Origin of the sequence: Sporolactobacillus inulinus (genome assembly GCF_006539285.1) — a bacterium.
Taxonomy (GTDB): Bacteria; Bacillota; Bacilli; order Bacillales; family Sporolactobacillaceae; genus Sporolactobacillus; species Sporolactobacillus inulinus.
In genome coordinates, this window is sequence record NZ_BJMS01000084.1 from 1 (window position 1) to 14,989 (window position 14,989).

Genomic DNA, 14,989 nt, shown 5'->3' on the forward strand with positions numbered 1-14,989 from the left:
GATGCAACCAAGGCCATTGTAATGATCCCCATCGTCTTCTGCGCATCATTCGTTCCGTGAGCAAACGATTGAAGAGCAGCGGTAAAAACTTGAAACAACCGAAAACGGCGATTTGTTTTGACGAGTGAAAAGTTATGAAAGACGATTGTAAACAGCTTCATTACAATAAAACCGATCGTTATTGCAGCGATTGGCGAAAAGATTAAGGCTTGAAAGATTTCGATAAACCCTTTATAGTTCAGTGCCCCAAACCCAAGCGCTGCGATCCCGGCTCCGGCGAGTGATCCAATAATTGCATGTGACGAGCTGCTTGGCACACCAAATAGCCAAGTAACTAAATTCCAAAGAATCGCACTGATCAAGGCGGCCATTACGATAATCAGGCCTGTTGTTTCATCTTGAATCGAAAAAGGATCAATAACGCCTTTACTGATCGTTTGCGCAACTCCGGTAAATGTAATCGCTCCGAGAAAGTTCATGACTCCTGCAAGGATGATCGCTGCTCGCGGACGCAGCGCACGCGTCGATACAGAAGTGGCAATGGTATTTGCTGTATCGTGGAAACCGTTAATAAAGTCGAAGATAAACGCGAAGAACACAATCATCAGCGTCAACGCAAACAAACTTTCCATGATCATTAAACCCTTTCGTTGTAAAAAGTGAATAAACAGTCGAACAAGTATTTTAATTTACAAATAAGTGTCTCCGCTCAATACAGGATTAAGCGTTTCGCATCATGATTGTTTCGAGTGTATCGGCGACGTCTTCGCAGCTGTCTGCAACGCTTTCAAGCATCTCATAAAGTTCTTTATATTGAATGATCTTGATCGCATCTTTTTCATTCTTAAATAGATTCGTAATGCACTTTGAAGTCAACTCATCGCATTGCGTTTCATACTCATTAATTTTAATCACACTATTACGAATACCTGATAAATTTTTCTTGCTCATCAAGGTAATCGCTTGATTGATCTCTTTGCATGAGTCAAAGAGCAAGCCAACAAATTCAACCATAAATTCATCAGCATGAGAAATTCTGTAAATCTCCAGTCTCATCGACCATTCTTCAAATCCGTCAAGCACGTCGTCCATTTTCATTGCCAATTCCAAAATATCCTCACGCTGCAGAGGCGTCACAAATGTTTTGTTCAGTGCAATGATCAATTCATGAACGTACGAATCCCCTTTCCGTTCAAAGCTCTTCATCTTTTGAGAAAATTCGTGCAAATCCGCTTCACTTTTGATTTTACTTTGATCAAAATACTTTGCGGCATCTTCTAGATTCAGTGAAATAATCGATAGCATGTTTAAAAACTTGTCATTTTTCGACAAAAAGTGCACAAAGTCCACCTCTCCATTCCGTATTCCAGACATTGCAACAAGCTGCTTAAAATGAGCCCAATCTCCATTTTAACAGAACACAGTAGATTTACAATCTGTTTTCGTTTCCTTAAAATAAGATTAACATAATTTTCGACAAGCGGCACTTGTACCTAATGAGAAAGGAAAGCAGCCGGAAGCTCATCCATACAGGCTCCGGCTGCTTTACGATACACTCATTCAGCGTGTGATTAACGCTTTTCGTTTTGTAAAATCAACATCTTTATAGTAAGTATTTTTCACGAGAACATTGGGACCGAGGCATTTTACCGCTGGACAGTGGCAATTGAGCGATTGAGCAAGCGGTGTTGTCCGCCAGTATTGGTAAGCATCTTCCAGTGACGTTGTTTTAATATTGCCCAATGCCGGCGCATCAGCAAAGTCGGTAACAATAATGTCTCCATCAAAGATATTAACGTTCAATCGGGAGCGTCCGTCCGGATCATTTCGTACGGTAACATTTTTCTCATGATACAGGCGATCGAGCAATGCAAGATCTTTCTCATTTTTATTACACGGGTAAAAAGGCAGCGTCCCGAAAAGCATCCAGACATCCTGATCACGACAATCAAGCAAACGATGGATTCCGGTTCGTATTTCATCAAGTGAAGCGACCTGAAGACTGCTTGCGAAGTCACTCGGATACATCGGATGCACTTCATGACGCTGGCAGCCCATTTCGACGACTTGTTCATGAATCCGTTCGAGATGAGGGAATGTGCGCTTGTTGATCATCGTTTCCGCCGACACAATGACACCGCGAGCAGTTAGTTCCTGCGCATTTTCAATCATCCGATTAAAGAACAGCTGCTGTGCCTTGACATTCGGCTTTTTTTCCATCACCGCAAATCCAATTGATGAATAATCCTCAAAACTACCATAATTAAAGGAAATATGCAGTACATCAAGATAAGGAATAATCAATTCATAGCGGGCCAAATCAAGCGTCAAATTTGAATTGATCTGAGTTCTCAATCCGCGTTCGTGTGCATACTTTAAGATGGGCACCACATACTCTTTCACGGACTTTAGCGAAAGCATTGGTTCTCCGCCCGTTATACTAAGCGCATGAAGGTCTCTGGCTTCATCAAGACGCTTAAAAATCATATCTAACGGCAGCGCATCGGGATCATGTTTCCGTAGCGTATAACCAACCGCACAATGTTCGCATCTCATATTACAAAGCGTTGTGGTCGTAAACTCGACATTGGTTAGTTTTAAATGTCCATAATGCTCCATATCAAAATAAGCTTCCCACGGATCATTTTCAGGACGGATTGGCGCTGTCCGTAAGTCTTCCAGTGTTGTCATGCAAAGTCGTATCCTTTCACTATGAATTCATCACACTCATACTATACCATACTGAAAAGATTTTTTTATAAATTGTCACATGTTCAACCATTTTGGTTATTGACATTAGGCAGTTTGCACACCAGACAGATGTTTTGAAATGTAGTTCTTCGTTTCATTAATCCCGCTTCCTTCAATGACAATTAAGCATTCGTGATCATGAGAGAACAGGATAAAGGAAAGCAACTCAGACAGGCGCCGAACCTTATGTGCCTCATTATTACCATATACATAAATGTTTTGATTCCATTGCGTGCAATAGGCGTAAAAATCAATGAATTTATTTAACTTTAGTTCTGAAGGGTTGAATTTGAAAGAAACGATGTTTGGCATCGCTGCTGGCACTTCCTTTCACATAATTAATGTACCCTTATTGTCACACATTTCGCTCAAATTCTGAACGGGGTTTTTTTGTCGAGGAAGCACTAGTTTCGATGAAGCTTTTCATAAAAAATCGGTTGACAAATCCACTTTATGCGTTTAGGAAAAAACTAAATAAAAAAGGACCAGACTTCATTTGTAGCTGAATTCTGGTCATGAGTTAATAAAACAACCCAACGATAATCAAAAGAATGAACATCACAACAATGAGAAGAAACATGTTGCATCCTCCCCTATTTTTCTATAGTCTATGTAACTTCACGCTGTGCTGCATCGGCGTTCGCACATTTTCCGACAAAATTTGTGCCACTTTTTTCGCTTCTAAACGAAAAAAAGGAAATCGCCAAAGTAGCGGTTTCATCACGCATCTAAGGAAGCAGAGGTCATGCAAAAGCATTCTCAAGAGATTTAAGACAAACCGGGCAAAAAGCGCCCGGTTCTTAATCTCCAGCCATGTGTGATGGACTCGTATCTTTTCGGTGCTGAATCGTCGCTTCGGTTGCTCGCTTGCCGTGGGCGATCTGGAAGGCTCCTCGGACACGCAATTTATCTGCGGGGACTCCCTTTGGCCTGCGATCAACAGAGCCGCTCCGCTGGCGCCCGAACACCTCCGCTTTAATTCTCGGCCAAGACGCTGGCCCCATCCCTCTCACTTTCTTTCATTAAGCATTCTGATCCTTAATTAAGTTAAAATAAGCGGAGATTTTTCGATTATATGTAGAGCAGAGCTCATTTCGGGGATATATAAGGGGAGGTTTTCCGGTTATCAGAACAAAATCCCCAATTTTTACGTTTTTCACGTTGATAAGCGGAATCTCTCCGTCTATTTAAACTATTATTTCTTTTATCTTCTAATTAAGCGGAATCTCTCCGTCTATTTATCGGATTGGGCGCTTAACCTGATCCACCAACGGATAAGTGCGGATCCTCTTGATCCTAGATGCGCATACTTTCTTTACCTGTAAGAAAAACTGGTCAAAAAGCGCCCGGCCGTTAATCTCCAGCCTTGTGTGATGGTCTCATGTCTTTTCAGTGTAGAATCGTCTTCAGCTGATGTCGAAAAATATAGTTGCGCAATGAATAAATGATCGATACAAGCGGTACGCCAAAACTGAAAATAAAATTAACTTTATTGTATACCATGACGCGTAAAAAATGTTTTGTCATTGGATAAAGAGTCATAAGCTTTCCTCCATCACTTAACTCAATTACCTAATCATCAGCTTCTATGATGGAGTTTACACCACGCGCTTCACTACAACTAGTGCCCGTGATCATACAAAACGAATGACACCTGTCATCTTTTTTGTATCGAAACAGCTCCGATCCGCATCAGTATATGGTTCTAACAATATAAAAGGCACGAGAATATATATTCTCGTGCCTAACTTCTTCTATACGATAATCGAACAAATGGATCAATTAAGGATTCTGCGTACCACACCGCTGAATTTAGACTTCCAATACGGATTGCTCATGCTGACAATCGCAACACCGGTGCTGCTTTGGGAGCCGATAAAGCGGCCGCCGCCAAGATAAATGCCGACATGTCCGTTGGTTTTATAAGTATTAAAGAAAACAAGATCGCCAGGTTGCGCGCTACTAAAGCTGACTGCTCGTCCTTGGCTTACTAGGGCACCGGTGCTACGTCCAACTCCGATTCCATTGGCTGCAAATGCTGCGTGGACAAAACCGGAGCAATCAAATTGTCTTGCTGAAGGATTCGAAGCGCCAAATACATAAGTTGAACGACCAATAAACTGATTCCCGTAATTGAGAATACCGGAAATACCACCGGTAGCAACAGAGGCGGATAAACCAACCGACCGACTTTGACCGGAATCCGAGTCGTTTGATGCCCCACTATTGCTCCGTGCTTTATCTGCCGATTTTGTCGTTGATGATTCATTTGAACCCGAATTGTTTGAACGTGACTCATTTGAATTCGAAGCATCTGAACTCGATTTGGAATCTGAATCGTTTGAAGGAGAATAAGAAACAGGCTTAACGGCCGCACGCTTCAAGTCTTCCGCTGCACTTGCCAAAGATGCAAGTTGTGCGGATACACCGTCTTGTTTGCTTTCTAGAGCTTTGGCCGCAATCTTTTTCTGATCTTGGAGGGCAACTACTTCAGCAAGCGTCTTCTTCATTTTTTCCAGTTGAGCGACGTTAGCTGCCTGTTTTTTTTCGATGCTTGCTTTTTTCTGCTGTACAGCAAGTTGATCATTTTTTTGATCCGTAATGATCTTTTGATCTTGATTCGTAATGGTTGTCAATGCAACGGTTCGATCAATAAAGTCGCCAAAGTTTTTTGAACCAAATAACACATCGAGATAGTTTACCGAGCCACCGTTCTTATAGATGGAAACCAAACGATCTTTCAGGATATCTTTACGTTGTTCAATGCGTTTGTTAATCTCAGAGATCTCCGCTTTCAGAACACTTATTTTATCATTTGTTTTGTTGATTTCAGCTTGCCCGTCACTAATTTGACTCGTTAGGTTCAATTGTTTCTTATTCATTGCATCCAATTCGTTTTGAATCTTCTGCTGCTGCTTCGTCAACTGTGCTTTCAATGATTGCTGCGCCGCAGTTTCACTATTAACTTCTGCAAGATTTGGTGCTGCGTATGTAACATTTGGTGCTAATGTAGAGTATGTCAGTCCGAACGTCAGTGCCAGTGTCACGGTCGCTTTCTTCTTATCCATTTTCATGATCGGCCTAGTTCCTCCCCAAAACAATTGATCTCTTTGTTCTCTATTTTCTGTTTTTCATTATTCTTTCATTTCATCTACTCTATCGACTTTTTTATTATAGCACCGTCATATTCCGAACAGATATTAAGCTTATATGTCGTAACGAAACATAATTGTAATATAAGAATGATTCCCCACGAATTCGTTCTTCACTCAGAGGAAAGCGTTTGACTGCCCTATAAATAGTCAAAAAAAGAAAAGAATTTTTGCATGGTCTAAGGAATAGGACAATTCATTTAAGACATACATTTATCGCGTAGACACCGTGCGTGGAGGTGGTTTTTATGTTTTTCATTTTAGGGACACTGTTGATTGCTGCGGTTTTTTTCAATCAGTTAAGAGAAAAACCTTTGACAGCAAAGCTTTACCGCCAACCTTTGGCCCTGCTTTTATGTGCCGGTTTGTCGCTATCCACAATGCATCCGTTACCGCTCATCGATTGGTGCATGATGATCGCTACTCTCGGTTTCTCTTTCATCCTTGGCTTAATACAAGGACGCTACACACCGTTGTTAAATCGTGATGGCGCATGGTATTTAGCAGGATCGTTAATATCTGTTTTCGTTTGGTTTCTTTCGATCCCGATTCGATCCATACTTAAGTTTATGTCCATCCATTATCTCGCATTGACCCCATCATTAAATGGATCGTCCAGCTTCATTATTTACTTCATCTTTATTGCAGGATTTCTTTTCGGACGTTATAGTATGCTTCTCTTAAGATATCCCTCTCTGTTGAAAAATGTTGAAAAAAATGAGCAAAAGCTGAAGCGATTGCGCAGCGCACGCTGATCAAAATTTCTCCTTTTCTTAACGCACACGCAACCTATTCATGGTCTCCAATTCATGCACAAAGGGCTGTTTCCTTGTGCATTTTTTGCGTTCCTTTCGAAACAGTATTTGAATCAGTATTTTTTTCTTCCTATATTATATCAAGTGACCATTAGACATAATTCGTTATTTTTCGCACGCCCCCTGCAGCAAACATTTCTGATTCTTGACTTTTACATAAAAAGATATAGAATTATCTAAGGCTTGAAGTGTCCTTTTTTTTACACATTTTTAACAGAGGATCAATAAATTTCATATGATCATATTATAATTGATTAAATACTCAATACTTGACAAAACTACCCTATGTGATCACTTTTCATTTAATCTTAGGAGGTTGAACAAACGTGAGGCATTTGCTAACTGTGAGTCAACGTGTGTTATCGAAAAAATATGCGCTTTTCTTGCTCACGGTCTTTTTATTTTGGCTGAAAACCTATTTTGTCTATTTGACTCAGTTCAGCCTTGGCGTAACCGACAAGATGCAGCAATTCCTGCTTTTTATTAATCCGCTGAGTTCAGCATTGCTCTTTCTGGGTATTGCCATTATTTTTAAAGGTCGTCTGCAGCAGTGGTTGCTCATTTTTATTAATTTCATTCTTTCGTTTTGGCTCTTCGCCAATGTGGTTTACTACCGCTTCTTTAACGATTTCATCACTTTTTCAACAATGACTCAATCTACAGGGAATGCAGGTGATCTTGGCGGTAGTATTCTCTCGCTGATGAGTCCATTTGATTTCTTTTTCTTTACCGATACATTAATACTTCTCTTATTGGTTGTTTTAAGAGTCGCACGGCCTTGTATGGAACGCTGGCATGTTCGTGCTATTTTTACCGTGTTCGTATCTGCGATCATGATTTTCATTGTTAACCTAAGTCTTGCCGAAACCGATCGTCCTGAACTGCTCAGCAGAACGTTTGACCGAAACTATATTGTGAAATATCTTGGGGCTTACAATTTCGCCATCTACGATACGATTCAAAATGCACGTTCAAACGCTCAGAGGGCGATGGCCGACAGCAGCGATATTAATGATATTCAGAACTTTGCAAAGTCGAATTTTGCAGCGCCGAATCCGGATTACTATGCAAAGGGCAAGGGAATGAATGTCATATATATCTCCCTTGAATCACTACAAAGCTTTATCATTAATTACAAAATGCCTGATGGAACAGAAGTTACGCCTTTCTTGAATAAGCTAACGACAGGTGCCGACAATACGACCTATTTTAAAAACTTCTTTCACCAAACCGGGTCAGGAAAGACGTCCGATGCTGAATTTATGATGGAAAATTCACTATTCCCTCTTTCTCAGGGACCTGTCTTTCAAATGAAAGGAACCAATGCATATCAGGCCGCACCGGCAATAATGGACCAACACGGCTATGAAACCGCAGCGTTTCACGGCAATGTGAAATCGTTCTGGAATCGTGACCAGATGTATCGAGCACTTGGATACGAGCGATTCTTTGATGCGAAATATTATGACATGAGTTCGGAAAACACTAAGAATTACGGGATGAAAGATAAATCGTTTCTTCAAGAAACGATGCCGTATTTGAAGAACTTAAAGCAACCTTTTTACAGTATAAATTGATTTTGTTATCGAATCATTTCCCGTTCGGTATGGATCCCGAAGATACATCGTTCAAGCCTGGAGACTTCGGTGACAAAGTTGTGAACAATTATGTTCAATCGGCAAACTATATGGACCAAGCGGTTGAACAATTCTTTAAGGATTTAAAAGAAGCAGGTTTGTTTGACAAGTCAATTGTTATTCTGTACGGAGATCACTATGGTCTGTCCGAAAATCACAATGATGCGATGGCTAAAGTATTGAATAAAGAGCAAATTACGCCCTTTGATAACGCACAGCTGCAACGTGTACCGCTGTTTATTCATATTCCTAAAGTTGCCGGCGGAACGGTCCCTACCTACGGAGGCGATGTCGACGTCCGACCGACTTTAATGAGTCTGCTTGGGATTAACACAAAAAATTACATTCAATTCGGCACCGATCTGTTTTCCAAACAGCATCAACAAATCGTTCCATTTCGAAATGGCGATGTGATCACCAGTAAGTATTCAATTGTCGGCGGCAGTGTTTATGATAATGCAACCGGTAAAAAAGTTGACCGTTCATTTGGGAAGCCTTATGAGACGCAAGCAAAAAAAATGCTGGATTATTCGGACAAGGTAATCTACGGCGATCTTCTTCGTTTCTATACACCGAAGGGCTTTGTTGCTCCGGATGTATCGAAAATCAATTACAATACAGATCAAAAAATCCAACCGGATACGAATGATGCAGGTATCAACGCAAAGAACTATGGTTCTGATGATAAATAAATAGAAATCACCACCAACCCTCGAAGCTTAAGATCAAGCTTCGAGGGTTTTCAATTACAATCTATCACGAGTTGCATAATAGACTAAAACTTGTCTATGATAGTTATAGAAAGTGAGGTTATCGGTTTGCAGACAATCAAACGCTTGCTTGTGATAAGCGATATGCACGGTCAAATCGATGCATTCAATGCACTGCTTGAGAAAGTTCATTATTCAATGGAGGAGGATCTTCTCTTCTTATTGGGCGACTATGTCGACCGTGGAACGAATCCAAAAGCGGTTATTAAAAAGGCTCGAGCGCTGGAAAAGCAGGGAGCGATTGCGCTAAAAGGCAATCATGAAAGTATGATGGAAAAAGCCTTGATCGGTAAAAATCTGCACGCCGTATCCCATTGGGCGGTTAACGGCGGTGCCCAGACGTTGGCAAGCTACGGCTTAACGATCGGCAGCGTTTACCGAGGAATTCAAGATGGAACGCTAACGCTTCCGGATGAGCTTCAATCGGACTTGGATTGGATTCAACAGTTGAACATCTACGCTGAGACGGAGCACTATTTCTTTGTCCATGCAGGGGTAGATCCAGAGAAGCCAATCAGTGAAACATCTGAGGACACATTTTTATGGATTCGCGAACTCTTCTTTAAAGGTTACCATGGTGACAAAACAATCATCTTTGGACATACTCCGACCGTGAATTTACATGAGTCACATGATTCATATGATGTTTACTTTGGCGAGAATAATATTATCGGTATTGATGGCGGCTGCGTCTTCGGTGGCCAGCTCAACTGTTTGACACTTCCGGCGAAAACAACGGAGCATGTCGGGTAACACCCAAACAAACGCATCCGCTTGTACATAAAAAGCTCTTCACGCAGATTGCATCTGCGTGAAGAGCTTTTTAAATGGCTAATATTTGTCTCAACGGTACGGTTCATTGTCCTTATTCAACAGATTAGAAGCCGCCTGTTTCACTTTATCAACACTGCAGTCAACCAATTCTTTTACGGAAAGATCTTTGCGAACTTCAGCGCCCGACTTTGGTGCAAAAAGTAAAGCGATCGATGCCCCGATTGCACCGCCGATCATTCCGCCAACCAACATTTCCTTGATACTTGCCCCGCTGCATGAACATTTTTCTTTGTCACTCATTGAAAACGTCCTCCTTGTCGCCGAACATAGATTCAAATCTCTTGAATTGTTTCAACTAGAAGTATACCACTCAATGAAGGTCACCGCTTCTTTTTCGATTACATTTTGTACGATAAGTGTAGGATTTATGCGCGAGGCATCCATTTAAAATTGAATCAGTGTGTATTTTTTCTTGCCACGACGAATAATAATGTACGTGTTATTGATTCGATCCTCTTCGGTCAGGACATCCTGCAGGTCGGTTCGACGTACTCCATTGACATAAATCGCACCGTTTGTAATATCCTCGCGTGCCTGACGTTTTGATGACGTCACTCCTGCTTCCACCAGCAAATCGAGAAGTTTGACCGGTTCATTGCGTGGTGCTTGATACGTTGGTACATCCTTAAATCCTTGCTTAATCTCCGCACCGCTGAGCTGTGCCACATTCCCGCTGAATAAAGCTTGTGAAATATGCTCCGCTTGTTTCAATGATTCTTCCCCATGAACCAGAATCGTCATTTCGCGTGCAAGCGCCTTTTGTGCTTTACGTTCCTCTGGATGCTCTGCAACCTCTTTTGCGAGGGCTTCGATTTCATCCTTAGTAAGGAAAGTAAAGTACTTTAAAAAGTTAACGACATCATCGTCTGAAGCGTTAATCCAGAATTGATACCATTCGTAAGGCGTTGTTCGTTCAGGGTCAAGCCAAATTGCTCCGCCCATCGACTTTCCAAATTTCGTGCCGTCACTCTTTGTAATCAGCGGGAAGGTCATTGCGAAAGCTTGTTCCTCATGCCCGCGTTTGCGAATCAATTCCAATCCAGCGGTAATATTCCCCCACTGATCGCTGCCGCCGATCTGCATGCGACAGCCCTTCTTCTCATAAAGATTTAAATAATCAAATGACTGAAGCAGCATGTAGGAAAACTCGGTGAATGAAATGCCGGATTCAAGTCTCGTTTGCACGGAATCTTTGGAGAGCATGTAGTTAAGTGTAAAATATTTACCGACATCGCGTAGAAATTCAATGGTTGAAAGTTTATTTAACCACTCGGCATTATTCGCAAAGGTTGCATTACCCTCGTTAAAGTGGAGGAAATGATCCAACTGTTTCTTCAGGCTGTCTGCGTAAGAAGCAACAACCTCTTTTGTATTCAGCTGTCGTTCTGTTGAACGCCCGCTCGGATCGCCGATCATACCCGTTCCGCCACCGACCAGTGCAATTGGATGATGTCCCGCCCTCTGCAGACGCATCATAATAACAATAACCAGCAAATTTCCTGCATGCAGACTATTGGCGGTCGGATCGAACCCACAGTAAAAAGTCGTTGGCTTTTTCAGCACTTCACGCAGTGCTTCTTCATCTGAAACTTGGTTGATTAACCCCCTGTATTTCAAATCATCAATGATATCCATAAAGGAAACACCCTTTCTCAATAGTTTGACTGGAAATCCCTGTTTCAAACAGGAAAAAGAAAAAGCACTCCTAAATAAGGAGTGCTGATCGCACGGTACCATCCTCGTTGACTGCTCATACATCAAACAATCACTTAATTGTCGCATAACGGTTGCGGCCGTCTCCCACTACTCGATCGTATCGTTCGCAGAAGAAACTCTGGGAGGTAATTCACCGCCGGGGACTGCTAGGCTTGCACCAACCGCCTGCTCTCTGCACAAGTCCTTTCGACCGTTACTAATTCCCTTCATCGTTTATTGCTCTATTGTGTACTGTCATTTTGCCACGTTTCACTACTTCTGTCAAACAAATGAAAAAAAGATGAACAATGCGTCTTATATGTAAGAAAATCGTGTGACGCCTTAAGTCACACGATTTTCTGTTCAAACTTTATCATTTGGCTGTAACGTTAATCTTACCTTCTACTTCGTCAACCGTTATTTTCTTTGCTTCACTGTGGTCGAGAAGCAAATCGGAAATCTGGTCCTCAACCTTTTCCTCTAAGACACGGCGCAAAGGTCGGGCACCGAATTCAGGACTATAACCCAAAGCTGCAAGTTTCTTTTTAGCAGCGTCAGTGACATCGAGTTCGATTCCTTGTTCTAAGGCGGCTTTGCGGATGTCGTTCAGCATCAAATCAACGATTGAGAGCATGTCATCCCTCTTCAATGCGTTGAATTTAATAATTCCATCCAGACGGTTCAAAAATTCCGGTTGGAAATAATCTTCGAGCTGCTTAATCAAGTCTTCACGATCGCTTGATGCGCCGAAACCAACGGATGCGGATCGATTCTTAATTCCTGCATTGCTGGTCATGATAATAACCGTATCCTTGAAACTTACTGTTCTTCCTTGACTGTCGGTTAAGCGACCATCATCCAAAATCTGTAGGAAGATGTGCATCACATCAGGATGCGCTTTTTCAATCTCATCGAGCAGAATGATGCTGTACGGTTTGCGGCGAATCTTTTCGGTGAGTTGACCTGCTTCGTCATGGCCGACATAGCCCGGAGGAGCTCCGATCAAACGCGATACGGAATGTTTCTCCATGTACTCGCTCATATCGATACGGATCATCGCATCACGTTCACCGAACATTTCTTCAGCAAGTGTCTTCGCCAATTCGGTTTTTCCGACACCCGTTGGTCCGACGAACAGGAAGGATCCGATTGGCCGTGTCGATTTGCGGAATCCGGTCCGGTTACGGCGAATCGCCCGCGATACTTTCTCGACGGCCACTTTCTGACCGATTACTTTTGCATTCAGCCGTTCCGCCAAGTTACGCATCTTGTTTTGTTCATCAGACTGTAATTTGCGAACGGGTATTCCGGTACGTTGTTCGACAATCTGCTGAATTAATTCAACATCAACGACTGAGCCCTTACCGGTAACCGGCAATTCTGCACCATTAGCCTTGATCTTTTCTAATTGTTCCAGCTGTTTTTTGTACGCATGCTCCTGGTCACGCAGACGAGCAGCTGTCTCGAATTGTTCCTGTTTTGTCGCATCCTCTTTTGCCTTGACGATTTCATCAATCTTCGTCTTAACACGCTCAGTGTCTACAGGCGTCAGATTCAAGTTGACCTTCGATCCGGACTCATCCATAAGATCAATCGCTTTATCCGGAAGGAAACGATCTTGAATATACCGTGCAGATAATGCGACACATGCCTTAATCGCATCATCGGTATAGTGTACATGATGATAGTTCTCATATTTCGATTGAATACCTTTCAGGATTTGAATGGCTTGTTCCTGAGTCGGTTCATTAACAACAACCGGTTGGAAGCGACGTTCAAGTGCAGCGTCTTTTTCGATTTTACGGTATTCATTTAACGTGGTCGCACCAATAATTTGCAGTTCGCCGCGCGCAAGAGCCGGTTTCAAAATATTCCCGGCATCCATTGAGCTTCCTTCGGCAGAACCGGTACCGACGAGAAGATGAACTTCATCAATAAATACGATACAATTTTTTCGCTTTTCAAGTTCTGCCATCAATTGTTTCATCCGCTGTTCAAATTGGCCTCTTATCCCTGTCCCTGCCACTAAGGAAGACACGTCAATGAGGTAAATTTCCTTATTGGCCAGTTTTGCCGGAACTTTTCCTTCGACGATTTTCAAAGCAAGTCCTTCAGCAATTGCCGTTTTGCCGACACCAGGTTCGCCAATCAATACCGGATTGTTTTTATTTCTCCGGTTCAACGTTTCGATAACGAGTTGAACTTCACGTTCGCGTCCAATAACCGGATCAATCTTTCCTTGTCGTGCAGCTTCCGTCAAATTTCTTCCGACTTGATCAAGAAATCCGTTACGACCACCGGATCTGCCGCCTGAATGTTGATTATTGCCGTGCAGTCCATCAAAGTGCATTCCGTTTTCTTGAGCTTTATTTTCACTGGACGCCATTGACGGCTGAATTAAACTGCGAAACAGATCATCGAATGGAGATGCTCCGCCTTGGAAAAATGACGGCATACCGAAATTATTTTTCATTTTCGCATAGCACTCCTCACAAAGATGGAGATGTTTTTGTTGTCCATTAATCATCACATTCATTTCAATGACTGCTTGATTTAACTTGCATTCATCACATAGCATGAGATCAAACCTCCTTCAGTTTGATTAGCGGCCAATCAATTCTTTATTTTGACCTTGTTTGACCTTATGTCTCTATTATAGTCTGACCTTATTTGACTTTCAAGTATAAAGTAAAAAAAACCTTTATAAAGTGTTTGCTTCATAAAGGTTTTCATTCATCTATTCATTTCTAATAAATGGCTTATTTCACAATAAGTACCGGACTTTTTGCCAATTGAAGTACTTTATTGCTGACACTTCCAAGCATGACCTGTCCAAATGCACCCATACCCCGATGCCCCATTACAATTAAGTCTTTCTTTGTATCACTCGCATAGTCGCATATTTCCTGTGCAGCAATTCCATAAAGGTGCTTTTTGCGCAAAGTTACTGATTTTGGTGCCGCAGCTTTCGCAATAATATCATCAAGCATCTGATTGCCTTCACGTTCTTCTACTTCTTTAACATCTGCGTCCAGTGATGGACCAACCATAGAATAAAATGGAAAATAGACTGGAGACGGGCTCACATAGAGCAGAGTAATCTCGGCCTCTTTCTTTCCTGAAGCAATGGACAACGCTTCGTCAACTGCCCGCATTGCGGGATCTGAACCATCAACAGGAACCAGAATCTTATACATTCTCATCGCCAACCTTCCCATGCTTCTTTATCATCTCTCTATTTATCATATACCACAAACACGAAAAATGTAAGCGCATTTTCCTTGAAAAAGCCTTCAATAATGACAATTTTTTTACATTCTGGAGAGTGAAAAGTT

Annotated in this window: 13 protein-coding genes, 2 pseudogenes and 1 other annotated feature; of the genes and pseudogenes, 3 read left to right on the plus strand and 12 right to left on the minus strand. The window is 42.0% G+C overall.

The window, feature by feature from the left end; translation table 11 throughout:
* The 8 genes and pseudogenes from SIN01_RS11280 to SIN01_RS11310 form a co-directional block, all read right to left on the minus strand.
* On the minus strand, positions 1-632 hold a 632-nt coding region (locus tag SIN01_RS11280; RefSeq protein ID WP_010026231.1), incomplete at its 3' end, for an inorganic phosphate transporter.
* 88 nt (positions 633-720) lie between these two features.
* Positions 721-1,341: a DUF47 domain-containing protein gene (locus tag SIN01_RS11285; protein ID WP_010026230.1), complete on the minus strand. Its 621-nt coding sequence runs from the start codon at positions 1,339-1,341 to the stop codon at positions 721-723.
* Positions 1,342-1,560: 219 nt separating this feature from the next.
* Positions 1,561-2,691 (minus strand): radical SAM/CxCxxxxC motif protein YfkAB, encoded by a 1,131-nt coding sequence (yfkAB, locus tag SIN01_RS11290; RefSeq protein WP_010026229.1) that lies wholly within the window; start codon positions 2,689-2,691, stop codon positions 1,561-1,563.
* Positions 2,692-2,796: 105 nt separating this feature from the next.
* Complete coding sequence (locus tag SIN01_RS11295; RefSeq protein WP_010026227.1) at positions 2,797-3,063, minus strand: hypothetical protein; 267 nt, start codon at positions 3,061-3,063, stop codon at positions 2,797-2,799.
* Between the two features lie 208 nt (positions 3,064-3,271).
* A pseudogene (locus SIN01_RS15690) lies at positions 3,272-3,340 on the minus strand (YjcZ family sporulation protein); the annotation flags it as partial.
* Between the two features lie 211 nt (positions 3,341-3,551).
* Positions 3,552-3,755 carry a hypothetical protein gene (locus SIN01_RS11305; RefSeq protein WP_047035577.1) on the minus strand — a complete coding sequence of 68 codons (204 nt, stop codon included), beginning with the start codon at positions 3,753-3,755 and terminating at the stop codon, positions 3,552-3,554.
* A gap of 385 nt (positions 3,756-4,140) precedes the next feature.
* The gene (locus SIN01_RS15075) at positions 4,141-4,293 is read right to left on the minus strand and encodes a hypothetical protein (protein ID WP_156994772.1); all 153 of its coding nucleotides are present in this window, start codon (positions 4,291-4,293) and stop codon (positions 4,141-4,143) included.
* Between the two features lie 236 nt (positions 4,294-4,529).
* Positions 4,530-5,825, minus strand: a complete 1,296-nt coding sequence (locus SIN01_RS11310; protein WP_047035579.1) for a C40 family peptidase — start codon at positions 5,823-5,825, stop codon at positions 4,530-4,532.
* Positions 5,826-6,151: 326 nt separating this feature from the next.
* On the opposite strand from SIN01_RS11310, the gene SIN01_RS11315 reads away from it, so the two are divergent.
* From SIN01_RS11315 to SIN01_RS11325, 3 genes and pseudogenes are all read left to right on the plus strand, one after another.
* Positions 6,152-6,658 carry a hypothetical protein gene (locus tag SIN01_RS11315; RefSeq protein WP_010025911.1) on the plus strand — a complete coding sequence of 169 codons (507 nt, stop codon included), beginning with the start codon at positions 6,152-6,154 and terminating at the stop codon, positions 6,656-6,658.
* A gap of 404 nt (positions 6,659-7,062) precedes the next feature.
* Positions 7,063-9,047 (plus strand): annotated as a pseudogene (gene ltaS, locus SIN01_RS11320) (lipoteichoic acid synthase).
* 135 nt (positions 9,048-9,182) lie between these two features.
* On the plus strand, positions 9,183-9,878 hold the full coding sequence (locus SIN01_RS11325; RefSeq protein WP_029548168.1) for a metallophosphoesterase family protein: 696 nt from the start codon (positions 9,183-9,185) through the stop codon (positions 9,876-9,878).
* Positions 9,879-9,968: 90 nt separating this feature from the next.
* Here SIN01_RS11325 and SIN01_RS11330 read toward each other — a convergent pair whose 3' ends face one another.
* The 4 genes from SIN01_RS11330 to SIN01_RS11345 all read right to left on the minus strand — a co-directional run bounded on the left by SIN01_RS11330 (position 9,969) and on the right by SIN01_RS11345 (position 14,857).
* Positions 9,969-10,199: a YtxH domain-containing protein gene (locus SIN01_RS11330; RefSeq protein ID WP_010024659.1), complete on the minus strand. Its 231-nt coding sequence runs from the start codon at positions 10,197-10,199 to the stop codon at positions 9,969-9,971.
* Between the two features lie 144 nt (positions 10,200-10,343).
* Positions 10,344-11,594, minus strand: coding sequence for a tyrosine--tRNA ligase (gene tyrS, locus SIN01_RS11335; protein ID WP_010024658.1), 1,251 nt, complete (start codon positions 11,592-11,594; stop codon positions 10,344-10,346).
* A 74-nt stretch (positions 11,595-11,668) separates the two neighbouring features.
* Positions 11,669-11,894, minus strand: a binding site (T-box leader).
* 133 nt (positions 11,895-12,027) lie between these two features.
* Positions 12,028-14,232, minus strand: a complete 2,205-nt coding sequence (locus tag SIN01_RS11340) for an ATP-dependent Clp protease ATP-binding subunit (protein ID WP_010024657.1) — start codon at positions 14,230-14,232, stop codon at positions 12,028-12,030.
* Positions 14,233-14,413: 181 nt separating this feature from the next.
* A complete protein-coding gene (locus SIN01_RS11345) occupies positions 14,414-14,857 on the minus strand; it encodes a universal stress protein (RefSeq protein WP_237760193.1) in 444 nt (147 codons plus the stop codon).
* Positions 14,858-14,989: the final 132 nt, after the last annotated feature.